The organism is Mesorhizobium sp. BH1-1-4, assembly GCF_020165665.1.
In the GTDB taxonomy this organism is placed as follows: Bacteria; Pseudomonadota; Alphaproteobacteria; order Rhizobiales; family Rhizobiaceae; genus Mesorhizobium.
On sequence record NZ_JAIUIN010000008.1, the window covers coordinates 207,843 to 232,621 of the forward strand.

At 64.8% G+C, this 24,779-nt stretch carries 23 protein-coding genes and 1 riboswitch; of the genes, 9 read left to right on the plus strand and 14 right to left on the minus strand.

Going from position 1 to position 24,779, the window contains the following annotated elements; all coding sequences use genetic code 11:
- Position 1: 1 nt before the first annotated feature.
- Together LB569_RS16875 and LB569_RS16880 are read left to right on the plus strand one after the other, a co-directional pair.
- Complete coding sequence (locus LB569_RS16875) at positions 2-1,036, plus strand: Gfo/Idh/MocA family protein (RefSeq protein ID WP_224693262.1); 1,035 nt, start codon at positions 2-4, stop codon at positions 1,034-1,036.
- Positions 1,033-2,871 carry a hypothetical protein gene (locus LB569_RS16880; RefSeq protein ID WP_224693263.1) on the plus strand — a complete coding sequence of 613 codons (1,839 nt, stop codon included), beginning with the start codon at positions 1,033-1,035 and terminating at the stop codon, positions 2,869-2,871. Before LB569_RS16875 ends, LB569_RS16880 begins: the two co-directional genes overlap by 4 nt.
- A gap of 4 nt (positions 2,872-2,875) precedes the next feature.
- Here LB569_RS16880 and LB569_RS16885 read toward each other — a convergent pair whose 3' ends face one another.
- Positions 2,876-3,589, minus strand: a complete 714-nt coding sequence (locus LB569_RS16885; protein WP_224693264.1) for a transcriptional regulator NanR — start codon at positions 3,587-3,589, stop codon at positions 2,876-2,878.
- Between the two features lie 264 nt (positions 3,590-3,853).
- Between LB569_RS16885 and oiaX the strand changes: the two genes are divergently transcribed.
- Together oiaX and LB569_RS16895 are read left to right on the plus strand one after the other, a co-directional pair.
- Entirely contained in the window at positions 3,854-5,104 is a 1,251-nt protein-coding gene (gene oiaX / locus LB569_RS16890; RefSeq protein WP_224693265.1) for a 3-oxo-isoapionate-4-phosphate decarboxylase OiaX, read from the plus strand.
- Positions 5,105-5,106: 2 nt separating this feature from the next.
- Positions 5,107-6,435 carry a four-carbon acid sugar kinase family protein gene (locus tag LB569_RS16895; RefSeq protein ID WP_224693266.1) on the plus strand — a complete coding sequence of 443 codons (1,329 nt, stop codon included), beginning with the start codon at positions 5,107-5,109 and terminating at the stop codon, positions 6,433-6,435.
- Here LB569_RS16895 and LB569_RS16900 read toward each other — a convergent pair.
- On the minus strand, positions 6,432-6,971 hold the full coding sequence (locus LB569_RS16900) for an Lrp/AsnC family transcriptional regulator (protein WP_224538193.1): 540 nt from the start codon (positions 6,969-6,971) through the stop codon (positions 6,432-6,434). The genes LB569_RS16895 and LB569_RS16900 overlap by 4 nt on opposite strands.
- Positions 6,972-7,019: 48 nt before the next feature.
- Here LB569_RS16900 and LB569_RS16905 point away from each other — a divergent pair, with 48 nt between their 5' ends.
- The 4 genes from LB569_RS16905 to dhaL all read left to right on the plus strand — a co-directional run bounded on the left by LB569_RS16905 (position 7,020) and on the right by dhaL (position 10,723).
- Positions 7,020-8,195: an MFS transporter gene (locus tag LB569_RS16905; RefSeq protein ID WP_224693267.1), complete on the plus strand. Its 1,176-nt coding sequence runs from the start codon at positions 7,020-7,022 to the stop codon at positions 8,193-8,195.
- A gap of 100 nt (positions 8,196-8,295) precedes the next feature.
- Positions 8,296-8,443: riboswitch (FMN riboswitch) on the plus strand.
- A gap of 77 nt (positions 8,444-8,520) precedes the next feature.
- Positions 8,521-8,994 carry a 6,7-dimethyl-8-ribityllumazine synthase gene (locus LB569_RS16910; protein ID WP_224693268.1) on the plus strand — a complete coding sequence of 158 codons (474 nt, stop codon included), beginning with the start codon at positions 8,521-8,523 and terminating at the stop codon, positions 8,992-8,994.
- A gap of 69 nt (positions 8,995-9,063) precedes the next feature.
- Positions 9,064-10,077: a dihydroxyacetone kinase subunit DhaK gene (locus LB569_RS16915; RefSeq protein ID WP_224693269.1), complete on the plus strand. Its 1,014-nt coding sequence runs from the start codon at positions 9,064-9,066 to the stop codon at positions 10,075-10,077.
- A gap of 10 nt (positions 10,078-10,087) precedes the next feature.
- A complete protein-coding gene (dhaL, locus tag LB569_RS16920; RefSeq protein WP_224693270.1) occupies positions 10,088-10,723 on the plus strand; it encodes a dihydroxyacetone kinase subunit DhaL in 636 nt (211 codons plus the stop codon).
- Here the strand turns inward: dhaL and LB569_RS16925 are convergent.
- From LB569_RS16925 to LB569_RS16935, 3 genes are read right to left on the minus strand one after another with little or no spacing between them, the layout of a single operon-like run.
- Positions 10,720-11,160 (minus strand): RpiB/LacA/LacB family sugar-phosphate isomerase, encoded by a 441-nt coding sequence (locus LB569_RS16925; RefSeq protein ID WP_224693271.1) that lies wholly within the window; start codon positions 11,158-11,160, stop codon positions 10,720-10,722. The two genes, dhaL and LB569_RS16925, sit on opposite strands and share 4 nt — an antisense overlap.
- A gap of 26 nt (positions 11,161-11,186) precedes the next feature.
- On the minus strand, positions 11,187-11,945 hold the full coding sequence (locus LB569_RS16930) for a triose-phosphate isomerase (protein ID WP_224693272.1): 759 nt from the start codon (positions 11,943-11,945) through the stop codon (positions 11,187-11,189).
- A gap of 18 nt (positions 11,946-11,963) precedes the next feature.
- Complete coding sequence (locus LB569_RS16935; RefSeq protein ID WP_224693273.1) at positions 11,964-12,734, minus strand: DeoR/GlpR family DNA-binding transcription regulator; 771 nt, start codon at positions 12,732-12,734, stop codon at positions 11,964-11,966.
- Between the two features lie 271 nt (positions 12,735-13,005).
- Here LB569_RS16935 and fba point away from each other — a divergent pair, with 271 nt between their 5' ends.
- A complete protein-coding gene (gene fba / locus LB569_RS16940) occupies positions 13,006-14,070 on the plus strand; it encodes a class II fructose-bisphosphate aldolase (RefSeq protein ID WP_224693274.1) in 1,065 nt (354 codons plus the stop codon).
- Between the two features lie 51 nt (positions 14,071-14,121).
- On the opposite strand, the gene LB569_RS16945 is transcribed toward fba, so the two are convergent.
- The 9 genes from LB569_RS16945 to LB569_RS16985 all read right to left on the minus strand — a co-directional run bounded on the left by LB569_RS16945 (position 14,122) and on the right by LB569_RS16985 (position 24,777).
- Positions 14,122-14,916, minus strand: coding sequence for an aspartate/glutamate racemase family protein (locus tag LB569_RS16945; protein ID WP_224693275.1), 795 nt, complete (start codon positions 14,914-14,916; stop codon positions 14,122-14,124).
- Entirely contained in the window at positions 14,913-16,277 is a 1,365-nt protein-coding gene (locus tag LB569_RS16950) for a dicarboxylate/amino acid:cation symporter (protein ID WP_224538229.1), read from the minus strand. Before LB569_RS16950 ends, LB569_RS16945 begins: the two co-directional genes overlap by 4 nt.
- Positions 16,278-16,279: 2 nt before the next feature.
- The gene (locus LB569_RS16955) at positions 16,280-17,068 is read right to left on the minus strand and encodes a substrate-binding periplasmic protein (RefSeq protein ID WP_224693276.1); all 789 of its coding nucleotides are present in this window, start codon (positions 17,066-17,068) and stop codon (positions 16,280-16,282) included.
- 311 nt (positions 17,069-17,379) lie between these two features.
- Positions 17,380-18,321, minus strand: a complete 942-nt coding sequence (locus tag LB569_RS16960; RefSeq protein WP_224693277.1) for a sugar phosphate isomerase/epimerase family protein — start codon at positions 18,319-18,321, stop codon at positions 17,380-17,382.
- Between the two features lie 48 nt (positions 18,322-18,369).
- Complete coding sequence (locus LB569_RS16965; protein ID WP_224693278.1) at positions 18,370-19,887, minus strand: glycerol-3-phosphate dehydrogenase; 1,518 nt, start codon at positions 19,885-19,887, stop codon at positions 18,370-18,372.
- A gap of 46 nt (positions 19,888-19,933) precedes the next feature.
- Positions 19,934-20,974 carry a 2-hydroxyacid dehydrogenase gene (locus tag LB569_RS16970; RefSeq protein ID WP_224693279.1) on the minus strand — a complete coding sequence of 347 codons (1,041 nt, stop codon included), beginning with the start codon at positions 20,972-20,974 and terminating at the stop codon, positions 19,934-19,936.
- 10 nt (positions 20,975-20,984) lie between these two features.
- Complete coding sequence (locus tag LB569_RS16975) at positions 20,985-22,538, minus strand: FGGY-family carbohydrate kinase (protein WP_224693280.1); 1,554 nt, start codon at positions 22,536-22,538, stop codon at positions 20,985-20,987.
- Positions 22,538-23,662 (minus strand): ABC transporter ATP-binding protein, encoded by a 1,125-nt coding sequence (locus LB569_RS16980; protein ID WP_224693281.1) that lies wholly within the window; start codon positions 23,660-23,662, stop codon positions 22,538-22,540. The genes LB569_RS16975 and LB569_RS16980 overlap by 1 nt, the downstream gene beginning before the upstream one ends.
- Positions 23,659-24,777 carry an ABC transporter ATP-binding protein gene (locus LB569_RS16985; protein ID WP_224693282.1) on the minus strand — a complete coding sequence of 373 codons (1,119 nt, stop codon included), beginning with the start codon at positions 24,775-24,777 and terminating at the stop codon, positions 23,659-23,661. Before LB569_RS16985 ends, LB569_RS16980 begins: the two co-directional genes overlap by 4 nt.
- Positions 24,778-24,779 lie beyond the last annotated feature (2 nt).

Sequence of the window (24,779 nt, forward strand, 5' to 3'; positions counted from 1 at the left end):
AATGGCTGCGTTGCGTGGAGCGCTGATCGGCTGCGGCTTCTTCGCCGTCAACCAGATGCATGCCTGGCGCGACATCGAAGGCGCCATGATCGTCGCCATCTGCGACCGCGATCCGGAACGGCTCAGGATCGTCGGCGACCAATTCGGCGTGGCGCGGCGCTACGCCGATGCGGCGGCGATGTTCGCGGCGGAGAAACTCGACTTCGTCGACATCGCCACCACGGTGGGCAGCCATCGTGCGCTGGTCGAAATAGCAGCCGGCCACCGCGTCCCTGTCATCTGCCAGAAACCCTTCGCGCCGACGCTCAGCGATGCCAAGGCGATGGTGAAGGCTTGCGCCGATGCCGGCGTGCCGCTGATGATCCACGAAAACTTTCGCTGGCAGTCGCCGATCCAGGCGGTGCGCGCGGTGCTCGACAGCGGCGAGATCGGCACGCCCTTCTTCGGCCGCATCTCGTTCCGCTCCGGCTATGACGTGTTTTCCGGCCAGCCCTATCTGGCGACGGGCAAGCGTTTCATCATCGAGGATCTTGGCATCCACATCCTCGACATAGCCCGCTTCCTGCTCGGCGACGTGTCGAGCCTCACCGCCCGCACGGCGCGCATCAACCCGGCCATCGCCGGCGAGGATGTCGCCACGATGCTGATGGACCATGGCGGCGGCGCCACTTCCATCGTCGATTGCAGCTATGCGACGAAGCTTGCCGTCGAGCCATTTCCGGAAACGCTGATCGAACTCGACGGCGGCGACGGCACGATCCGGCTGGCGCAAGGGTACCGGCTGACCGTCACCGGCAAGAGCGGGACCAAGGTGAGCGATGTCTCGCCGCCGCTGCTGCCCTGGGCCTCGCGGCCATGGCACAACATCCAGGAAAGTGTGCTGGCGATCCAGAAGCACTGGATAGACCGCCTTGCATCAGGCAAGGAACCGGCGACCTCGGGCGCCGACAATCTGAAAACCTTTGCGCTCGTCGAAGCCGCCTATGCCGGCGCCGCCAGCCGCGAACCGGTGCAAATCGACGCCTTGCTCAGATGACATCAGACGCTTTCGATCTTTACGGCACACGGACGGCGGAAGCGGCGCCGATCCTGCTGCAGGCGGGCGCATTGAGCGCGGAGCTGGTCAACGGCAATCTGCGCACCATCCGCCATGGCGGAACCGAAGTGCTGCGCGCCATCGCCTATATCGTGCGCGACCGTGACTGGGGCACGTATGAGCCTGAGCTGACGGAGCTGACCATCGACCAGAGGGACGACCGTTTCGCCGTCGGCTACGCGGCAAGCTGCCTAGGCCCCGCCGGCAGCCGGCTTGGCTTCCACGCGACGATCGAAGGCTTTGCCGACGGGCGGCTGATCTTCGATGTGACCGCGCTTCCTGAGAGCGACTTCGAGACCAACCGCTGCGGCTTCTGCATCCTGCACCCGATCGCCGGCCTCGCCGGCAGCCCGGTAACGGTCGAGCACACCGACGGCAGCGTGGTCGAGACGGAACTGCCCGATCTGATCGACCCGTGGCAGCCCTTCAAGGATTTGCGCGCCATCACGCATAGGGTGCGGCCCGGCGTTACCGCGCAATGCCGGATGGAAGGCGACACATTCGAGATGGAGGACCAGCGCAACTGGTCAGACGCCTCCTACAAGACCTATGTGCGGCCGCTGGCGCTGCCATGGCCCTATATGCTGCCGGCCGGAGAGCCAGTGCGCCAGACGATCAGCTTGCGCATTGCCGGCGACGCCAATGTGGCTGCCTCGGCAGCGGCGGCCGAACCGGTCCGCGTCGAACTCGGCGAAGCCGGCTCGAAGCTGCCTGACATCGGCGTGGTGATCTATCCCGAGGATGTCCAGGCAACCCTTGCCGACCTGCCGTTGCTGGCGAGGCTCGGTTCCCGGCAGTTGCTTTTCCATTTCGATCCGACGCGCGGCCATGGCCTCGACGCGCTGCGTGCCCATGCCCGGCTCGCCGCCGCCTATCCCGTTTCGACGACGCTGGAATGTGTGCTCGCCTGCACCGGCGACCTCGACGCTGAACTTTCCGACGTCGCCGACATGGCGCGTCACGCAGGGTTGCGGCTCGACGCCATCGCGGTGTCGCCCGCGGTCGACCGTCAGTCGACACCGCCGGGCAGCGCCTGGCCGGCATGTCCGCCGCTCGATGACGTCTACGCGGCGGCGCGGCGCGCCTTTCCCGGCCTCCGCCTTGGCGGCGGCATGTTCAGCTATTTCACCGAGCTCAACCGCAAGCGCGTTCCGGCTAGCCAGCTCGATTTCATCACGCACTGCACCAACCCGATCGTGCATGCCGCCGACGATCTCAGCGTCATGCAGTCGCTGGAGGCGCTGCCCTTCATAACCCGGTCAAGCCGGGCGATCTTCGGCACAAAGCCCTACCGGATCGGGCCATCGACGATCGCCATGCGCCAGAACCCCTATGGCGGCGCGACCAAGGACAATTCGCGGGGACAGCGCATCGCCATGGCCAACCGCGATCCCCGCCATGCCGCGCAATTCGCCGCCGCATGGACCATCGGCTACGCCGCGCGCGTCGCGCCGGCGGGGCTGGAGATGCTGACACTGTCCAGCTTCGCCGGGCCTTTCGGCGTGGTCGCGGGACCGGGCGAACCCGTCGCAGAGGGAACGCCGCGGCCGATCTTCCAGGCCATCGAAGGGCTTTGTGCGTTGGCTGGGCTGACGCATGTTTGCGCCACGACGAGCGACGAGACGCGGGTGCTGGCGCTGGCCGGCCGCTCTGTCTCGGGCGAGACCATCGTCTGGCTGGCGAACCTGACGGCGAACAATGTCCCAGTCGATGTTTCCGTGATTGGCCAGGGCGATCTGGTGATGTCGCCCTACGCCATTGCCCGCGTCGGCTAGGGCATCACTTCTCGGAATTCATCACATAGAGCGCACGCGAGCGTTCGAGGTGCTTGATCATCGCCTTCTCGGCGCCGTCGGCATCCCGTTGCTCGATGCGGTCGATGATCTCCTCATGCTCGGTCAGCGTGTATTTTTCCTTGCCGGTCCAGATCAGCATTTCGGTGTGGTATTCCTTCAGCCAGCCCAGCGTGGCTTCGCTGACGGCGACATAGATCGGATTGCCTGAAATGGTCGCGATCTGGGTGTGAAACTTCATGTCGGCGGAGATGAAGCCTTCGGAATCGCCGCGCGCGGCGCGCTGCTCGGCCACGGTCGCCTTCAGCAGTTGCACATCCTCCGATGTAGCCTTTTCCGCCGCTTCCCTGACCATGCCGCGCTCGAAGAAGATGCGCGCGGTCTTCAGGTGTTCCAGCGTGTCCCTGGACGAGGACAGGATGATCTTGGCCGCGCCGTCGACCTGCTTGATGATCGACTTGGCGGTCAGTTGCAGCACCTTGGCGCGCTCGCCATGCGAGATGGCGACCAGCCCCATATTGCTCAGCGCCTGCATGGCCTCGCGGATCGCCGGCCGGCCGACCTCGAAGCGCTCCATCAGTTCGCGCTCGGACGGCATGTCGTCGCCCGGCTGCAATTCGCCGCTGGTGATCAGCCGCTTCAGTCTTGCAAAGACTTCGTCGGAAAGTTTGCGCCGGACGATCGGCTCCGAACGGTTCATCGTGACGAATCACTCCCTGGCCCGGTTCCTGTTTAGCATTCCCGGCGGGATTACCGGAATGCCCGCGCCTGGAGCGGGGTCGCTCCAGCCCTGTGGCCTCACACAATTCCGAACGGAAACCGTTGTACAGTTTTCCTGGAATTGCCGCAGCCCGTCCGCTCTTGTCGAGGCGAGGATATTTCTTGCAATACTTATGTACTCATTATACCAGATTTCCTGCGCGACGAAACTTTTTTCGAACCCTTTTCGAGCGGCCGGCCAACCATGATCACGCTTACCTATCGCATCGAAACCCCTGGCAACATCGAGGCGCTGGCCGCCAAGATCGCCAGCGACCAGTCGACCGGCACCTTCGTCGCGCTGCCGAGCGAGACCGAGGAGCTGAAGGCGCGCGTGGCGGCGCGCGTGCTGGCGATCCGGCCCCTGTCCGATGCCGGGCAACCATCACTGCCCGGGTCCGGCAACGGCCCCTTCCGGCGCGCCGACGTCGACATCGGCTTCCCGTTCGATGCCATCGGCACCGATCTTTCGGCGTTGATGACCATCGCCATCGGCGGCACCTATTCGATCCGGGGCCTGTCCGGCATCCGCGTCATCGACATGAAGCTGCCGGAACAATTCAGGGGCGCCCATCCGGGCCCGCAGTTCGGTGCCGCCGGCAGCCGCAGGCTGACCGGGGTCGAAGGCCGCCCGATCATCGGCACCATAGTCAAGCCGGCGCTGGGTCTCAGGCCGCACGAGACGGCCGAAATGGTGGGCGAACTGATCGAGGCCGGCGTCGATTTCATCAAGGACGACGAGAAGCTGATGAGCCCGGCCTATTCGCCGCTTGCCGAGCGGGTGAAGGCGATCATGCCCCTCATCCTCGACCACGAGCAGAAGACCGGCAAGAAGGTGATGTATGCTTTCGGCATCTCGCATGCCGATCCCGACGAGATGATGCGCAACCACGATCTGGTGCTCGAAGCCGGCGGCAATTGCGCCGTCGTCAACATCAACTCCATCGGCTTCGGCGGCATGGCCTATCTGAGAAAGCGCTCCGGGCTGGTGCTGCATGCCCATCGCAATGGCTGGGACATCCTGACACGCCATCCCGGACTCGGCATGGATTTCAGCGTTTGGCAGCAATTCTGGCGGCTGCTCGGCGTCGACCAATTCCAGATCAACGGCATCGGCTCAAAATACTGGGAGCCGGACGATTCCTTCATCCGCTCCTTCGAGGCGGTGACGACGCCGCTGTTTTCGCCTGAGGATTGCGCGCTGCCGGTGGCCTGCTCCGGCCAATGGGGCGGTCAGGCGCCCGAAACCTATGAGCGTACCGGCCGCACGCTCGATCTCCTCTATCTCTGCGGCGGCGGCATCGTCAGCCATCCGGATGGCCCCGGCGCCGGCGTGCGAGCCGTTCTGCAAGCCTGGCAGGCGGCGGTCGAGGGCATCGCGCTGGCGGACTATGCCCGCGATCACCCCGAACTGGCGAGATCGATCGAGAAATTCGGCGACGGCAAGGCGGCATGAGCATGGCCGCGCGGAACCTGCTCCTCAGTTACTATGGCGACGACCTCACCGGCTCGACCGACGTGATGGAGGCGCTCGAACTCGGCGGCGTGCCGACCGTGCTGTTCATGCGCCAGCCAGACCCGTCCCTGCTGGCGCGGTTTTCCCATTGCCGCGCAATTGGCCTGGCGGGCACCAGCCGCAGCGAAACGCCGCAATGGATGGAGGAAAACCTGACGCCGGCCTTCGAATGGCTGAAGGGCCTCGGCGCGGCGCTCTGCCACTACAAGATCTGTTCGACCTTCGATTCCAGCCCGGCGGTCGGCAATATCGGCCGCGCCATCGAGATCGGCCGGCGCATCTTCGGCCAGAGCAGCGTGCCGATGGTGGTCGGCGCGCCGCAGCTCAAGCGCTACACGGCCTTCGGCAATCTTTTCGCGGCGTTCCGCGGCGCCTATTTCCGCATCGACAGGCATCCGGTGATGAGCAGGCATCCGGTGACGCCGATGAACGAGGCCGACCTGCTCGTCCACCTTTCGCGCCAGACCAGCCTCAGCTCGGGCCTCATCGACCTCGCGACATTGCAGGCGGACGATCTCGCGCAAACGGTCGACCGATTGCTGCAGGACAAGGACGTCGTCCTGTTCGACGTCGACAGCCGTGAGACGCAGAAACGGGTCGGCGAACAGCTTTGGCGCATCCACGGGACGGGCCATGGTTTCGTCGTCGGATCCTCCGGCGCCGAATATGCCTTGCTTGCCGAGTGGGCCGCCAAGGGCATCGTGTCGGGGCATGCCACATTCGCACCGCCCGGCCCGGTCGATCGGCTCGCCGTCGTGTCGGGCAGCGTCTCGCCGACCACGGAAAAGCAGATCCGCCACGCCCTTGCCCATGGCTTCGACGGTGTCGACATGGATGCGATGCGACTGGTCTCGGAAAGTGCGGGCGAAGCGATCGAGCAGGCGGTCGCCGCCGGACTGGCGAGCCTGGCCAATGGCCGCAGCGTCATCCTCTACACCGCGCTCGGTCCACAGGCCGATCGCGGCGTCGAGATCGACCGGATCGAGGGCGCCCGGAACACGCTCGGGCGGGCGCTGGGGACGATCCTGCGCCGGTTGATCGCCGAGCAGAAACTCAAGCGCGCGGTGATCGCCGGTGGCGACACGTCGAGCCACGCGCTCGGACAACTGGCCATCGACGCGCTGACCGTGCGCATGCCGCTGCCGCAATCGCCGGGATCGCCGCTCTGCGTCGCTCATGGCGGCGGCGCGATCGACGGCCTGGAGATCGCGCTGAAGGGCGGCCAGGTCGGCACAGACGCCTATTTCGAGACGATCCGGCTGGGGAGCTAGTACAGCGGCTTGGCCATATGCCTTGGCGATGGCCACTGCGTCGTGATGCCGGGCTGCACCGGCCGTTCGAGATAGGTCGCCAGAACCACGTAGCTGCGCGTCGAGGTGACGCCGGGGGTCTCGTAGAGACGCAACAGCAGTCCTTCAAGCGCCTTGGTGTCCTCGGTACGTACCTTGAGCAAGACGCATGTGTCGCCGGCGACGGTGTGGATTTCCTCGACTTCCGGGTATTGCGAGATCGCCATCAGTTCCGGGGTCTTCCCCCAGCCGCTGGTGTCGATATGGACGAAGGTGAGCAGCGGCTTCCGCACCGCGTTTGGATCGATGATGGCTGATGTGCTGCGGATGGCGCCGCTGCGCCGAAGCCGCTTGACCCGCTCATGCGCTGCCGGCGGCGACAGGCCGACGCGATCGCCGAGTTCGGCATAGCTGACCGTCGCGTCATCGACCAGAACGCCTAATATTTTTCGGTCGATCGCGTCGACATCCCGAGCCGCCGACCTGTTCCGCGGAATGCCATCTGTTTCTTCATCCATAGCGGTATTCCCGATTGTCACGGAATTTAATACGGCCATTATGCTGATATGTCGAACAACGATCAAGCCGCAACCTTGAGCGCGAACACAAGGCCGTCCATCCCGGCGCTGGCCTATCTCCTGACCGGATGCATCGCCGTGATCGGCTCGAATTCGCTGGTGCTGGGTCCGATCGCGCCGGCCGTGGCCGTATCGTTTTCGACCAGCGTTCCCATGGTGATGATGGCGGCTGCGGCCTTCGGCCTCGGCACGTCGGCGAGCGCCCTGTTCCTGGCACGCCATATCGACCGGGTAGGCGCCCGCCGGATGTTGCAGGCAGCCCTGCTTCTGCTGGCATTGGCATTGGTCGCCAGCGCCGCGGCGCCGACGGTGACCGCGCTGGTTGCGGCACAGCTTGTCGCCGGGATCGCCGCCGGCATCGCCATGCCGGCAATCTACGCCAGTGCCGCGGCCATCGCTCCGCCCGGCCGCGAAAGCGGCACGATCGGCGTGGTGCTGACCGGCTGGACGCTCAGCATGGTGGCCGGCGTTTCCCTGTCGGCGGTGCTTGCCGATCTCGTCCACTGGCGCGCCGTCTTCGCCGCGGTGGCGCTGCTGGCCGCGCTGGCGCTCGGCGGCCTCACGGCATCGTCGCTGCCGGATGTCAGGAAGGCTGGACCGGCGCCTGCCCCGCTCGCGGCGCTGAACATCCCCGGCATCGTGCCGCTTCTCATCGCCTGCGGCGCGTTCATGACCGCCTTCTACGGTGTCTATGGCTATCTCGGCGACCATCTCCACAGCGGGCTTGGGCAGCCGGTCAGCGCCAACGGCCTGGCCGCCCTTGCCTATGGCGCGGGGTTCGGCACGGCGGCGCTCTTCGACGGCGTCATCGATCGCCTGGGCGCCCGGCGCGTCATGCCTTTTGCCTATCTGCTCGTCGCCATCGTCTATGTGGCGATCGCGGCGACCAGCGGCAGCTATGGCCTCACCCTCGCGATGGTCGCGGCTTGGGGGCTTGCCAACCATTTCGGGCTGAATGTGCTGGTGATGCGCCTGTCGGCGCTCGACCCCTCGCGGCGCGGCACGGTCATGGGGCTGAACAGCGCGGTGACCTATCTGGCGGTCTTCGTCGGCACCACCGGCTTCGGGCCGCTCTATTCCGGCTTCGGCTTTGCCATATGCGCGGCAGTCGCGGCCTTGCTGATGCTGGTTGCCGCTTTGGCTGCAGCCTGGCGCACCCGCTAGAACGATCCGCTTGCCGCGTTGCTCCAGTCGGCAAAACGTGATTGGCCAATGGCCCCTGCCGCGTTGACAGCAGCACCCCTGCCCTTCCATACAGAGCCGTTAATGTTCTCAGGGCGGGGTGAAAGTCCCCACCGGCGGTAAGGGTTTCGGCCCAAGCCCGCGAGCGCTTTCCGAGACAATTGGAAAGGTCAGCAGATCCGGTGTGATTCCGGAGCCGACGGTCAGAGTCCGGATGAAAGAGAACGAAACGGAAAACGGACCGCCCCGGCGGGCCGGATTTCGTATCGTGCGTCCTGATTCTGGTTCGAAACGGAAGGATGGACCCATGAATCAGCATTCCCCCAAAGACTATGAAACAATCCGCATCGCCGTCATCAGGGCGCGCTGGCACGCCGATATCGTCGACCAGTGCGTGAAGGCGTTCGAGGCGGAACTGGCCGAGATCGGCAAAGGACGCTTTGCCGTCGACGTCTTCGACGTGCCCGGCGCCTACGAAATTCCGCTGCATGCCAAGACGCTAGCCGGGACCGGCCGCTATGCCGCGATCCTCGGCACGGCGTTCGTCGTCAATGGCGGCATTTACCGGCATGACTTCGTCGCCGGCGCCGTCATCGACGGCATGATGAACGTGCAGCTGTCGACCGGCGTGCCGGTGCTTTCGGCGGTGCTGACGCCGCACAATTTCCACGACAGCGCCGAGCATCATCGCTTCTTCTTCGAGCACTTCACGGTCAAGGGCAAGGAGGCGGCCAACGCCTGCGTGGAGATTCTCGCCGCGCGAGAAAAGATCGCGACCTGAAGCAACGAAGCCGGGTGGAAATCCCGGTAACAGCCTGTAGTATCTCGCGAAATACGCAAGTTCGGGAGGATGCCGGTGCAGACCAAGAAGATCATCAATGACGGCAACCGCGCCGTCGACGAGATGCTCGAAGGGATCCTCGCCGCGCATCCTCGCCATCTCAGGAGCGTAGACGGCAGCCCGCGCTCGATCATCGCCCGCGATGGGCCACGGCCTGGCAAGGTCGGGCTGGTGATCGGCGGCGGCTCCGGCCATGAGCCGACCTTTCTCGGCTTTGTCGGCAAGGGGCTGGCGGACGCGGCGGCCGTCGGCAACGTCTTTGCCTCGCCGCCGCCTGATCCCATCCTCGAATGCGCCAAGGCGGTCAGCGGCGGCGCCGGTGTCTTGTTCATGTACGGCAACTATGCCGGCGACGTGATGAATTTCGACATGGCGGCCGAGATGGCCGGCATGGACGACATCGAGGTGCGCACCGTGCTGACCACCGACGACGTCGCCTCGGCGCCGCTTGACCAGCGACAGAAGCGCCGTGGAGTCGCCGGCAATTTCTTCATCTTCAAGGCGGCCGGTGCGGCCTGCGACCTCATGCTCCCCCTCGACGAGGTCGAGCGCGTCGCCCGGAAGGCCAACGACCATACCTTCACCATGGGCGTGGCGCTGTCGCCATGCTCGCTGCCGCAGACGCGGCGGCCGAATTTCGAGATCGGAGGCGACGAGATGGAGATCGGCATGGGCATCCATGGCGAACCCGGCATCGCGCGCGGCAAGCTCAAGACCGCCGATGAGATCACCGACGAGATGCTGGACAAGATCCTCGCCGAGATGGCGCCGAAGCGTGGCGACAAGGTCGCGGTGCTGGTCAATTCGCTGGGATCGACGCCGCTGATGGAGCTCTACATCATGAACCGCCGGGTCAAGCAGAGATTGGACACAATCGGGGTTTCCATCCATGCGAGCTGGGTCGGCAATTACTGCACGTCGCTGGAAATGGCCGGCGCCTCGGTGACGCTTTTCCATCTCGACGAAGAATTGCAGGCGATGCTCGGCCACCCCTGCGATTGCGCCATGTTCCGTGCCGGCTGAGGAGCGCTCCATGACCATCGGCGCCTCCGACCTGAAGAGAATGTTCGACGCGATCGCGGTGGCGATCGAGGCCGACAGGGACCGGCTTTGCCAGCTCGACGGCGTGATCGGCGACGCCGACCACGGCATTGCCATGGCGCTCGGCTTCAACGCCGTGCGCGATGCACTGGCATCGCTCGACCTGGCGGCGACCGAACCCACGGGCTTGCTCAACACAGCCGCGAAATCGTTCCTCAACGCCGTCGGTGCGTCGTCGGGCCCGCTCTATGCCACGGCCTTCATGCGCGCCGCCGCCGCCGTCCGGGGCAAGGCCGAGTTGGCGGATAGCGATGTCGTCGCCCTGTTCCAAGCGATGGCGCAAGGCATCAGGGATCGCGGCAAGGCCGAGACCGGTGAAAAGACCATGGTCGATGCTTGGCAACCCGCGGCCGAAGCGGCTGGCGCCAGCAACGCAGCGGGAAAAAGTCTTGCCGAAAGCCTGCAGGCTGCCCTCGCCGCCGCCGAGCGCGGCGCCGAAGCGACCAAGGACATGATCGCCGCCAAGGGCCGCTCGTCGCGGCTCGGCGAACGGTCGCTCGGGCACATGGACCCGGGCGCGGCCTCAGCCGTCACCGTCATCGGCGCGATGCAGAAAAGTCTCGCTTAGCTCTTTGCCGCGTCGAGCTTGTTGATCGCCTGGACGTTGCTGGCCGAGGGCCCCTTCTCGTCGAACTCCGAGGCCAGCCAGGCGTCGACAATGGCCTTGGCCAGTTCCGGCCCGATGACGCGCGCGCCCATGGTGATGATCTGGGCGTTGTTGGATTTCGCGGCGCGCTCGGCCGAATAGGTGTCGTGGGTGAGCGCGGCGCGGATGCCCGGCACCTTGTTGGCCGAGATCGAGACGCCGATGCCGGTGCCGCAGAACAGGATGCCGCGCTCGTTCTCGCCGTCGACGATCGTCTGGGCGAGTTTCTGCGACAGGTCGGCATAGAAGCCTGCCTGGCTGAGGTCGCTGACGGTAAGGCCGGGCTTGGTTGCGAGGTGAGCGGCGATAACGTCGAGCAGCGGCTTGCCGGCGCTGTCGGCTCCAATGGCTATTTTCATTTTTTATCCTTTCCAGTTCGATTGATTCAGATCGCGGCCGACGCCCGTCGGAGGATGTCGATGTAGCCTTCGGTCTGCCAGGCGGAGCGGCCGATGAACAGGCCGTCAATGTTGGGCTGGCCGATCAGCTCGGCGGCATTGCCGGGATTGACGCTGCCGCCATAGAGCACCGGCGGCACGGACGGCAGCAGACCGCCGGCGACCTGCTTGATCAACGCCTGCTGCCTGTCGGCATAGTCGGAGCTCGCCGGAATGCCCTTGTCGCCGATCGCCCAGACCGGTTCGTAGGCGAACAGGATCTTTGCGCCTTTCGCCTCGCCTTCGAGGAATTGCAATGCACCCTCGACTTGGGCGCTCAACACCGCATCGGCCTTGCCGCTTTCGCGCTCGGCCAGCGTTTCGCCGACGCAGATCAGTGGTATCAATCGATGCCTGACCGCCGCTGCGGTCTTCAGCCCGACCGTTCGGTCGGTCTCGCCGAAATGCTCGCGCCGCTCGCTGTGGCCGAGTTCGACCAGGTCGAGCCCGCAATCGTTCAGCATCACCGGCGAGATCTCGCCGGTCCAGGCGCCGGCATCGGCCCAATGCATGTTCTGCGCACCGACCTGGATGCGTGTCGCCGACAACGCCCGCTTGACCTCCCGCACGGCCGTGAAAGGCGGGATGACGAAAGGCTGGATGCGATCGTCGAAACCCGGCACGAAGCCGGCCAGCGCGCCTGCAAAATCAAGCGCCTCGGCGAGCGTCTTGTTCATCTTCCAGCTTGTACCGACCCAGTAAACCACGCGTGCTCTCCTTGATCCTCAATCCTTGTCGGCGACCACGGTCAGCAAAACCCCGGCCGCATCCAGCGTGGCGCGCATTCCGGGCTCCGGCTCGCGCCCGGTGAAGACGGCGTCGAACGCGTTGAGATCGGTCAGGAAATGCAATGCGCTGCGACCAAACTTGCCGTGATCGACCAGCAGATATTTGCGCGTCGCCGCCGCCATCATCAGCCGCTTGGCCTGCACCACTTCCTGGTCCTGATGGAAGGCCGAGGCGCCATGGATGGCGGATGACGACAGGAAGGCGACGTCGGCACGCAGCGATCGCAGCGAGGCCTCCGCGAGCAGGCCGAAGAAGCCGTGGAATTTCTTCGAGTACTGGCCGCCCAGCGCGATCAGGTTGATGCCGCCGGCACCGGCCAGATCCTGGATGACGGCGAGGTTGTTGGTAATCACCGTCAGCGGCCTGAGATCCGCCAAATGGCGCGCAATGCCGCCCGCCGTCGAGCCGTCGTCGATGATGACGGTCTGGCCGGGTTCGATCATGGTCATGGCCGCCGCCGCAAGGCGCTGCTTTTCCCCGATCGCCTGCTTCTGCCGGTAACGGAAATCGCTTTCGAACAGGCTGCTCGGCTGGATCGAGGCGCCGCCGCGCACCTTGCGCAGGAAGCCGCTTTCCTCGAGTTCGTCGAGGTCGCGGTGCACAGTCATCCGGGAGACGCCAAAGCGGGAGGCAAGATCGTCGACGCTTGCCGCGCCGGCGTCCACCAGAAAATCCATTATGCCTTGCCGCCTGTTGTCGCTCTTCATGCCGCCGACCCGCCAAAGCAGAACCCTGGCGCCTTGATCGAGCTCAGATATGACAGATATCGTCGCACAAGTATCATTATTTTTGTGATAATGAGATATTTCCTTGGGATATTTCGTCGGCTTTTATCGCGACGCTGTAACAAGAATTGCGGCCGGGACGGTCTGTCACGGTTGCGGTTGCGCGGAATTCCGGCCAGAACCATCGGTGGGCTGGACGATGCGCGGACAGCTCGCAACCACGGGTTCGAAACCAGATACGGGAGACTAATCGTTGGCTCGCATCACACTGAGACAATTGCTCGATCACGCCGCCGAACATGGCTACGGCGTGCCGGCCTTCAACATGAACAACATGGAACAAGGCCTTGCCATCATGGAGGCGGCGGAGGAGACCAAGTCGCCGGTCATCCTGCAGGCGAGCCGCGGCGCGCGTGCCTATGCCAATGACGTGGTGCTCGCCAAGCTGATCGACGCGCTGGTCGAAATCCACCCCGACATCCCGGTCTGCATGCATCTCGACCACGGCAACAACGAAGCCACCTGCGTCACCGCCATCCAGTACGGCTTCACCTCGGTGATGATGGACGGCTCGCTCAAGGAGGACGGCAAGTCGCCGGCCGACTATGCCTATAATTCCGGCATCACCAAGCGCGTCGTCGACATGGCGCATTGGGGCGGCGTCTCGGTGGAAGGCGAAATCGGCGTGCTGGGTTCATTGGAGAGCGGCGGCGGCGAGCAGGAAGACGGCCACGGCGTCGAAGGCGCGATCAGCCACGACCAGCTCTTGACCGATCCCGAGCAGGCGGTGCAGTTCGTCAAGGACACGCATGTCGATGCGCTGGCGGTGGCCATGGGCACCAGCCACGGCGCCTATAAATTCTCGCGCAAGCCCGACGGCGCGGTGCTGGCGATGAACGTCATCGAGGAAATCCATCGCCGCCTGCCGAACATGCACCTCGTCATGCACGGCTCGTCCTCGGTGCCGGAGGATCTGCAGGAGATCATCAACAAATATGGCGGCCAGATGAAGCCGACCTGGGGTGTGCCGGTGGAAGAGATCCAGCGCGGCATCAAGCATGGCGTGCGCAAGATCAACATCGACACCGACAACCGCATGGCGCTGACCGGTGCAATCCGCAAGGTGCTGACCGAGAACCCGAGCGAGTTCGACCCGCGCAAATACCTGACGCCGGCCATGGCGGCGATGAGGAAGCTCTGCAAGGAGCGCTTCGAGCAGTTCGGCACCGCCGGCAACGCGCCGAAGATCAAGCCGCTACCGGTCTCGGAAATGGCCAAGCGCTACAGATCGGGCAGCCTCGATCCGAAATTCGGCTGAACGACCGCTGCCCCGGGGCGGTTCAGCGATTCTGTCAAACGGTGGACCGCCTTAGGCCCGCCGCGCCGACTGCCAGGGAAATCGGTCATGTCCCCGCAGCTCCGACACGGTCGGCAAGCCGCGCGCTTCCTGCGCGGCGAAGCCCAATCGTGCCAGACAGGCTCGCGCCAAGGCCGCATTGCTGTCGATGACGACCAATCCGTTTGTATCGTCAAGGCTGGCGGCCACGACCGACAGTTCGGTACAGCCGAGAAGGGCTGTGTCGGCGCCCGCCGATCGCGCGATCTCGAGCGCGCGCCCGGTCTCGGCTGCGGCCTCCGCGATCGAACCCGCCTTGACGAGGCCGATCGCGCTGTCGACGCGCTCCTGAAATTCCGTGCTCGCGGGAAAGCAGAGTTCAAATCCCGCCGCCGACATCCTGTCCTGATAAAAGCCGGAGACCAGTGTGCCCCGGGTCGCGAGAATCGCGACCTTGCCTCGGTCCAGGCCGCGACGGGTTTCCGCCACGACCGCATCGCCGATGTGGATGATCTCGGCTCGCGAGATCGCCGTCAGCTGGCCATACCAGTGGTGGGCCGTGTTGCACGGAATTGCGATACAGGCGACGCCGAGCGTGTTGAGTGTCGAGACTGCGGCTTTCAACGACGCCAGCGGCCCGTCATGGCCCGCAAGGATAGCCTCGGTCCTGTCGGGCAGCTGTGGCACGCTGAGGATGACGGCGGGCACATGTTCGTTGTCGCGGACTGCCTGCGTCATCCGGGTCAGCTTCAAGTAGAAGTCGGCCGATGCCAGCGGCCCGAGGCCGCCGATGATGCCGAGTTGAAGGCTGGTCCCTTGGTCGGTCATCGGACGGACTCGGCTTCAAGCTCTCCGGGAACTGCTTCGGCAGGCTGCGTTACCTCCCTATGGCCCGGCGCGATCATTGCCGTGCTCGCCGCCACGGTGCAGACGCTGGCCAGCGTCATGAACGTGTCCACGACCGCATCGACGGCGACGAACAGGGCAAATGCCGCCTCGAAGGGAAGCTTCAGGTAGCCGCAGACGATAGACATCTGGGACAGGATGAGCAGGCTTCCCATGCCGCCGGTGGTGAGCGCCAGAAGCGCCGAGACAATGCCGACGAGCAGCAGATCCGGGATTGCGAGCGGATGGCCGTAGAGCTGCGCGATGAACAGGGCGCCCGAGGTGTAGACCAGCGCCGGACCCGTCCGCAGCAATGCCGCCTGCAGCGGCACGAGCAGTTCGACGACCACCAGGTTGAACCTCAACCGCTCGCTCAACAGGTTGATGACCCATGGAAGCGAGGCAACCGAGGAGCGCGTGGTTATGGCCACCATCAGAAGGGGCTGACAGGTCTTGATCGTGGACCAGTAGCTTCGGCGCGACCGGATGGCGATAATGGCGAATGCGCCGGCGAGGAATGTCAGGCAGGAAAGCCCCATCACCAGCAGATAGCCGCCCATCAGCGTCAGCGGCTTGGTGCCGGTCGACGCGGTCTGGTCGGCGATCAGGATGAAAGTTGCAAAGGGCAATCCCCAGATGAACCAGTTGGTCAGCACGGTGCAGGCGCGGTAGACCGCGTTGAGCGCCTGCGTCAGGCTCATCGACGAGGGCTGGGGGATCTTGCCCATCGCGAGCCCGAAGAGCAGGCAAAACAGCAGGACCTGGATGGTCTGGCCCGAGGCCAGCGCGTTGAAGACATTGTTCGGCACCAGATCCAGGAAGATCGAATGTCCGCTATTTGGGTCCGCGTTGGATGGCGGCGGCTGGAACGGGAATGCGAGATCGGTGGATACGCTGCCCTGGGAATTGATGAACTCGCCAAGCTCGATGCGCGACTGAGGGTTCTCGATCTGGCCCGGCTGGAGGATCAGCGAATAGGTGCCGCTCACCAGCACGGCCAGGAACGACACGACCAGCACGGCGATGCCGACCTTGCCCAGGTAGCGGACCGATTTCGGGTCCTGGACCATGGCGGCGATCGAGAAGATGACCGACGAGACCAGATAGGGCAGGACGACCATCTTGAGGAAATTCAGATAGAGCTGCGCGATCGGGCTGATCGCATGAGAAAACTCCGGATGGTAGAGACCGCACAGGATCCCGGCCGCGATCATCGCGATCGTCGTCACGGGCGAGCGCAATACGCGCCTTGCCGCCAGGCGCCAATCGAAAGACAGGTGTCCGGCTACCTCCGAGATAGCCATCGTCAGGCTTTGCTCCCCAATCGATAGCGGGCGATGATCTCATCGGTGTTGAGAACCTGCTGCCCGCGCGCGAGATCGAGATAAAGGTCGATAAAGGCAGCGAGATGCGGATTGTCCGGCCGCACGCCGATTGCGATCGTGTCCACCTTGTCCGTCAGCGTGATCGAGCGCGCGGCGACCGTCATCGACGGATCGTCGACCATCAGCTTCTTGATCTCGAAATCGTCGCGATAGGCCATGTCAATCGTCCCGTTTCGGATCGCATCGACAACCATGTCCCAGCCTGCAAAACGATGTAGTTGCGCATGCGGAAAGGTTTTGGCGGCATAGGTAGCGAATGAAGAGCCCTCGATCACGCCGAGATCGCCCGAGAAATCGCGGATGATCTGCTCGGGCGGCTTGCCTTGCGTGATGCGCGCCAAGCTGAGACGGTTCGCCAGCAGCCCTTGGTGCAGCACGGCGTAAGGTCGGGAGTAGAGGATTGATCGACCACGGCGAAGGGTGCGGCTGAGCTTGCCGATCGCGATGTCCGCCTTGCCCGATGTCAGCTGTTCCACCATGCCGTCGAACGTTACGGCGGATCGGTCGAACACCGGCTCGACGCCAAGCTCGCCAGCTATGCCGCGGGCCAGTTCCATGTCTATACCGGTGTCCCCCGATCCATCGGCCGGGAAAAATGGATTGGCGGCAAAGGCCGGCATTGCGATGCGCAGCGCATTATTGCTCACAACGGAGGCGTTCTCAATTTGCTGTCCCGGAGTATTGGCCGCCCGCGCCTGCGCGACCAGCAATCCGACGCCTCCGGCCGTGAGCAATGTGCGACGTGTAACCGACATACGAATTCTCAATTCGGGCGGGAAAGCCGGACAAGCAAATCTGGCCAGTTCGCAGTATGCATGGCGAAGTTAAACAAAAGTATCTTTTATAGTTTGCCTTTGCTCATAGTTAAGCTTCGCAGGCCGACAAAACATTCGACCTGCCTAATATACATTCGCTAAAGGGTGCATTCCTTTCCGCCGGCGGGCGGGCGGTTGGATCGTCGGAATATTTCGAGCCGTGGCCTCTTCAAACGGGTGGGACTGTATCGGCTCCTGCCCGATTTCTAACCAGCCTTCGGCAGCAGGTCAGGCCTGCCGGCGTCGATGAACGGCGCCCAGTAATCGACCGACTCGCGGATCATGGCGACCACCTGATGGTCGACCGGCTCGCGCTCGCGAAACGACAGTTCGAGGCAGATTTCGTTGTCGGTGCCGCCGCCGCGCCGCACGGTCTCCAGGAGCTTCTCAGGCGTGATGCGGCCGTCCTTGTTGTGGGCTGCGGTGAACGGCCAATGGCCACCCTTGTTCATCGACGACTGCTTGATGTGGATGATCGGCGACTTCAGGGGGAAGGCCTCGGCCCAGGCATAGGGATCGACGTCTGCCGGGTTGGAGGACGTGACGTCGCCATGGTCGATGTCGACCATCATCTCAAGCGGAATGGCCATGCCGGCCGCGTCGATCGTATCCTGCAGCAGCCGGCAGCTTTCGATGGTGTGGCCGAATTCGCGGCCGACCGACATCGGCTCCCAGAACAAATAGGTCAGGCCTGCCGCCCGTGCGTGTTCGGCGACCTCGCGCCAGCAGTCCAGTGCGATGTCGAACAGCCTGGCGCGGCGGGCGGGGTCGTCATAGTCGCGATGCGTGAAGATGGCGAACTGCGTGCCCATGCCGTCAGCGCCAAGCTCCGCCGAGATATCGGCGAAGGTCTTGAACCAGTCGACATAGTAGCGGCGCACATCGGCATCGGGATGGCCGAAATGGTTGAGCCGGCCATAGGGGCCGGTCATGCCGGAAGTGACGCGCACGCCGGTGCGGTTCATGGCGTCGCGGAACAGGCGGACGAATTTGACGATCGTCGCCGCCGGCCAGCCCGGATTGACGAACTCATGGGTGAGCTGCACGTCGCGAATGCCGATCTCGTAGGCGATGGTGTCGATCAGATCGTCCGGCTCGGCGAAGCGGTTGACCAGCGGATTGGTGTTGAGGGAGAGCGTGAAGGCCAAGGTCGCGATCCCTTCAGCGCCGTCGCCGGACAGGAGCGATGAGCGCCATCAGCCTGCCCTCGCCTGCCGGCTCGCGCACCAATGCTCGAAGGCCGACTTCTCCTCGGCGGACAGATGCAGGCCATGCTTGGTGCGCCGTTCGAGAATGTCGGCCGCGTCTTGCGCCCATTCCTGTTCGAAGAGATAGGTCGCCTCGCGCTCGAAGAAGTCCTTGCCGAAGCACCGCCCCAGCGCGCCGAGCGAGCGGGCGCCGCCAACCACGGACCGCGTCCTGGTGCCGTAGAGCCGGCCGTAATGCTTGAGCAGCGTCGCGGGCATCCATGGATACTCGTTGGCGAGGTCGCCGAGAAATTGTTCGAAGTCGGCATTGGCGATGTCGCCGCCGGGCAGATGCGCCTTCGCTGTCCAGGGCTTGCCCATGCGAGGAAAGAACGGTGCGATCCTGTCCAGCGCATGCTCGGCCAGTTTGCGGAAGGTGGTGATCTTGCCGCCGAAGACGGAGAGCAGCGGCGCCTGCACCTCCGGCGCGTCGAGCTCGAAAATATAGTCGCGGGTCACCGCGCTCGGATTGTCTGCGTTGTCGTCATAGAGCGGCCTGACGCCGGAGAAGGAATGGACCACGTCGTTGCGCGCAAGGCCGCGCTTGAAATAGCGGTTGACCACTCTGATGAGGTAGTCGATCTCGCTCTCATCCGCCGTTACATCCTCGGGCCGACCTTCGTAAGGAATGTCGGTGGTCCCGATCAAAGCGAGATCGTTCTGGTAGGGATTGATGAAGATGACGCGCTTGTCGCTGTTCTGGATGAGATAGGCCTGCCGGCCCTCCCAGAATTTGGGCACGACGATATGGCTGCCCTTGACCAGGCGTACATTGCGCCTAGAATTTTGGCCGGCAACGCGGTTGACGATGTCGTTGACCCAGGGACCGGCGGCATTGATCAGCGCGCGCGCCCGAACGACGGTCCTGATACCGGTCCTGACGTCCCGCATCTCGACAAGCCAGACGCCGCCCTCGCGGCGGGCGGCGATGCAGGCGGTGCGGGTGAAGACCTTGGCTCCCCGTTCGGCGGCGTCGAGCGCGTTGATGACGACGAGGCGGGCATCGTCGACCCAGCAGTCTGAATATTCGAAGCCGCGCTTGAAACTGTCCTTGATCGGCGCCCCCTCGGGCGCGGTGCGCAGGTCGAGCGTGCGGGTGGCGGGCAGCCGCTTGCGACCACCGAGATGGTCGTAGAGGAACAGGCCGAGCCGTACCAGCCATGCCGGCCGGTCATCCGGGCTGTGCGGCAGCACGAAGCGCATCGGCCAGATGATGTGGGGTGCCGATTCCAGCAGCACCTCGCGCTCGATCAGCGCCTCGCGCACCAGGCGGAATTCGTAATATTCGAGATAGCGCAGGCCGCCATGAACGAGCTTGCCCGAGCGCGAACTGGTGCCTTCGGCAAGATCGTCCTTTTCGCACAGGATCACGGACAGGCCGCGTCCGGCGGCATCGCGCGCGATGCCGGCGCCGTTGACGCCGCCGCCGATGACGAAGAGGTCGACGATGTCAGGGCCGTCGTTCATTTGCCAGTGGCCTCGCTGAGTGATTTGCGTTGCATAGCCATCATTCTCAGCACGGATTGACCGGAGGCAGGCCGGCCAGGTAGCGGCGCACCTCCTCGGCGGCCTGCTCGGCGGCATAGGTCACGGTGCGGACCGAGGCGCCGGCGATATGCGGCGTCAGCGTCACGTTTGGCAGCTGCAGCAAGGGCCAGTCCGAGGGCACCGGTTCGACCGCGAAGGTTTCCAGCATGGCGCTGGCGATCTGCCCTGAAACCAGCGCCTCGTAGAGTGCGTCGTAGTCGACCAGCGGCCCGCGCGCCGTATTGACGAAGATCGCTCCCGGCTTCATCCGCGCGATCGTGTCCTTGCCGATCAGGCCGCGTGTCTCCTGCGTCACCCGTGAATGCAGCGTCACCACGTCGGACCGCGACAGGAGATCGTCCAGCGCGACCAGTTCGACGCCGGCGTTGCGGTCATCGGCGCTCAACTGCACATAGGGATCGCTGACCAGGACGTGGCAGCCGAAGGCACGCAGCAGCCGCACAACTTTCGTGCCGATATTGCCGTAGCCGACGACGCCGACGGTCATTTCGTTGAGCTCGCGGCCGGTGCGGTCGGCGCGGTAGAGATCGCCGCGCCATTCCCCCTTGCGCAGGGCTTCATGCCCGACCCGGATCAGCCGCGTTTCGGCCAGGATGGCGCCGATGGTGAATTCGGCCACGGCGGTGGCGTTGCGGCCGGGCACATTGACCACGGCGATGCCGTGCGCCTTGGCCGCTTCCATGTCGATGTTGATCGGCCCGCCGCGCGACACCGCGACCAGCTTGAGATCAGGCAGGCGCCGCATCATGCCTTCCGACAGGGGCGCGAGTTGGGTGACGAGGATTTCGGCGTCGCCGATGAAATCGACGACCTCGTCGGGATGGCCGAAATATTCCTTGACCTTGTCGAGGCCGAGCGCCGCATTGCCGAACTCCATCGGCTCGTCGGGCCAGGCCGTCTGCAATGTCCTGATATCGAGGTCGCCACTGGCGACCTTCTCGATTTTGGCGCGAAACACCTCCGGCAGCATGAAGTTGTCGCCAATGATCGCTATCTTTTTACGCATACTCGACTTCTCAATTTTCCTGCGATGTCGCCATGGCGCGCCAGACCGGCCGCAAGGCCTGGTGCGCCAGCATGTAGGACGGTGTCATCCTGTCGTAGATCGCGGCGAGGTCCGGGTCGCTCGGCTCGGCCTCGCCGAGCAGCGGCGTCACCCATTCGCCGACGCAGTCGTCCATGGACGCGTATTGACCAACGCAGACCGCGGCGATCATCGCCGCACCCGCCGCACCAGCCTCCTCACGCGCGCTGGTGCGCGTGTCGGCGCCAATGGCCGCGCCAAGGATCTTGCGCAGCGCCGGGCTTCTGGCGGCGCCGCCAGTCAGGCGGATTTCGCGCGGCAGCGGCCCCATGGCGGCGTAACAGTCGCGCGCGGCGAAGGCCAAGCCTTCGAAGACGGCGCGGACGAGATCGGCGTAGCCGTGCCGCGAGGAAATGCCGACGAAACCGGCCCTCGCATTGGCATCGACGAACGGCCCACGCTCGCCGGCTTCCGAGACGTAGGGCTGATAGAGCAGCGAGGCCGGCCGCGAGGCCGCGATCCAGGCATCGACCAGCGCGATCATCTCGCCACTGCTGCGGCTTATGCCTTGCGAGGCCAGAATGCCCGAGGCAAGCCCGAGCACCCAGTCGATGTTGAGCGTCGCCGCCATGTTGGACTGCATCTGCGCGAACACGCCGGGCGCCGGCATGGCCATGGTGTAGCCGGTCGCCGCCTCGTTGAGCTGCACATCGTCTGGGGTCTCGGCCAGCCGCATATGCATGCCGGTGGAGCCGATGATCGAACAGCCGGGCTTGCGCTCGCGGTCGAGAAGGCCGGCGCCGAGCGCGGTGCAGACGACGTCGACATAACCGAGCACGACGGGTGTGCCGGCCAGCATGCCGGTGACGGCGGCCGCCGCCGGCGACAGTCCGGTGCTGTGCCTGGTGCCGTCGACGATCGGCGGCAAAAGGTGCCTGAGATCGGCGACGCCGAGAACGTCTAGCACATCCTCGCTATAGTCGCGGGTGTGGAAATCACCGAAGGTGAAGGTCCCTTCGGACGGGTCGGTGGCGCGCTCGCCGGTCAGCTTGAAATAGAGCCAATCCTTGCAGTGAAAGGCGGTTGCCGCCTTGCCGAGCATTTCGGGCATGGTGCGCTTCATGAAGACGAACTGCGAGCCTTGCTGGCAGGCGGCGAGCCCGCTGCCGGTCTTTTCGAAACGCAGCCGGTCATCGGGCCGCGCGCGGATCTCCTCGACGACGCCGGCGGCGCGCGCGTCGAGCCACAGCCACCCCTTGGCCACCGGCTCGCCCTTGGCGTCGATCAGCCAGGTGCCGTCGCCCTGCCCGGTCACCGCGATGGCTACGGTGCGGCTGGCGAGATCGGGCACCTTGTCGGCAAGCTGGCGCAGCGTCGTGGCGGCATCGGCCCAGGTGCGAGCCAGATCCTGTTCGGCGCCGCCGCCCGGCAGCGTCTCGTAATGGTTCGGCGTTGCCGCAGCAGCGATCTGCCGGCCCTTCGTGTCGAAGGCGATGGACTTGATGACGGAGGTGCCGGCGTCGATGCCGATCAGAAGATCACGCATCACGCGAGTTCCATGCCGTGCGAGATGGCCTTGCCGCTGGCCTGGTCGAAAACATGCAGGTTTTTCGGATCGATGCTGACATTGATCGGCGCGCCGAGGTCGAGCCGCGTGCGGTCATGCTCGACCAGAACCAGCGAGCCACCGGCGAAGTCGGCGGCGATGTGGGTCTGGTCGCCGAGCCATTGATTGGCCGAGACCCTGGCCGGAACACCCTCCTTCGAGCGCCGGACCGCGTAGGGCCTGATGCCGATGACCACCCGTTCGCGGCTGAGCAACTGGTCGCGAACCGGGGCGCTGAAGGCATCCTTATCGTAATCGAGCGACAGGCCGTCGGGCAGCCGCAGGTTGATGCGGCCGGCGGCGGTGCCGACAAAGGCCTCGAAGACGTTCATCGGCGGCTCGCCGACGAAGGTGCCGGTGAACAGATTGGCCGGGCGCTCCTTGATCCGGTCCGGAGTATCGAACTGCTGCAGCACGCCGCCCTCCATCACCGCGATGCGGTCGGCGAGCGCATTGGCCTCGGTCTGGTCGTGGGTGACCAGGATCGCGGTCAGGCCGCGCTCCTTGATGAAGTGCTTGATGCGGCCGCGCAGCACGGCGCGCAGCTGCGGCTCGAGCTGTCCCATCGGCTCGTCGAGCAGATGCAGGTCGGCCTCGCGGATCAGCGCCCGGCCAAGGCTGGCGCGCTGCTGCTGGCCGCCCGAGATGGAACTGGGATAGCGCTCCAATATGTCCTCGACCTCGAGCAGCTTGGCGATGCTGGCGACCTTGGCATCGACCTCGCTCCTGGGCAGTCGGGCGGCCTTGAGCGCGAAGGCCATGTTTTCGCGCACGGTCAGCGGCGGGTAGAGCGAGTAGCCCTCGAAGGCCATCGCCACATTGCGCTTGACCGGCGGCAAGGTGTGCACCTTGCGGCCGGCGACGGCGATGGCGCCCCGCGAGACCTCCTCGAAGCCGGCGATCATGCGCAAGGTCGAGGTCTTGCCGCAGCCGGACGAGCCGAGCAGTGCCACGATCTCGCCCTTGCCGATTTCCATGGTCAGGTTCTTGACGGCGTGAACGCCCCGGTCGATCGGGCCATAGAATTTGTCGACGCCTGAAATGGTGAGTGCGCTGGCGCTCATGCCGCTTCTCCGCTGCGCAATTTGACGATGTTCTTGGCGCCGATGCGCTCGCCGCTGGCGTGATCGAATAGCAAGGCGCTTTTGCCGTCGACGGCGATATGGGCCTTGCCTTCGCCGCGGCCCGGCGTTCCGGCCGGGCGTGAGACCAGGATTTCACGGCCGCGCACGGTACGCACAAGCGTGACGATCTTTTCGTTGAGCGGCGTCTCGGCCTCGACCGTCACCGGAATGGCGCCGGGCTCGTTGTCGCCAACGAAATGCAGTGCCTCGGGCCGCAGCCCGATGATGCAGTCGCGACCGATGGCGGTCTCGGGAGCATCAGGGAGATGGACCTGGACATTGGACAGGCCGACATAGATCCCCCTGGCGTCCCGCGCGGGCTTGACGTCGAGCAGATTGATGGTCGGATCGCCGAACAGCCGCGCGATCTCGACATTGGCCGGCTCGCGGTAGATCTGCTCGGGCGTGCCGAGCTGCCGGATGACGCCTTGCGACATGACAGCGATGCGGTCGCCGAGCGCCATGGCCTCCTTGTAGTCCTGGGTGACGTAGACGACGGTGGCGCCGCGATCGGCGAGCAGCCTTGGCAATTCGAGCCGCATCTCGAAACGCAATTTGGCGTCGACATTGCGCAAGGGATCGTCGAGCAGCAGCAACGGCGGCGAGCCGACCAGCGCGCGGGCAAGCGCGGTGCGCTGCTTCTGGCCGTTGGAGAGCGCGCGCGGCTTGTGGGAGAGCACATGCGCGATCTTCAACAGCTTGGCGACGCTTTCGACGCCGGACTTGATCGCGCTCTGTGACGAACGCTTGGCCGCCAGCGGCGTGGCGATGTTGTCGAAGGCGCTCATATGCGGAAACAGCGCAAAATTCTGGAACGCCATGCCGACGCCGCGAAACTCGGCGTCGACGTCGGTCATGTCCTCGCCGCCGATCAGTATCTTGCCTTCATCGGGGTCGATAACGCCGGCGACGAGGCGCAGCAGCACCGTCTTGCCGGCGCCGGACGGACCGAACAGCACGAGCGTTTCGCCATCAGCCACGGTCAACGACAGATTGTCGAGGACGGTCTGGCTCTTGTAGCGCTTGACGACATTTTTGAGTTCGAGGCTGGCCATGT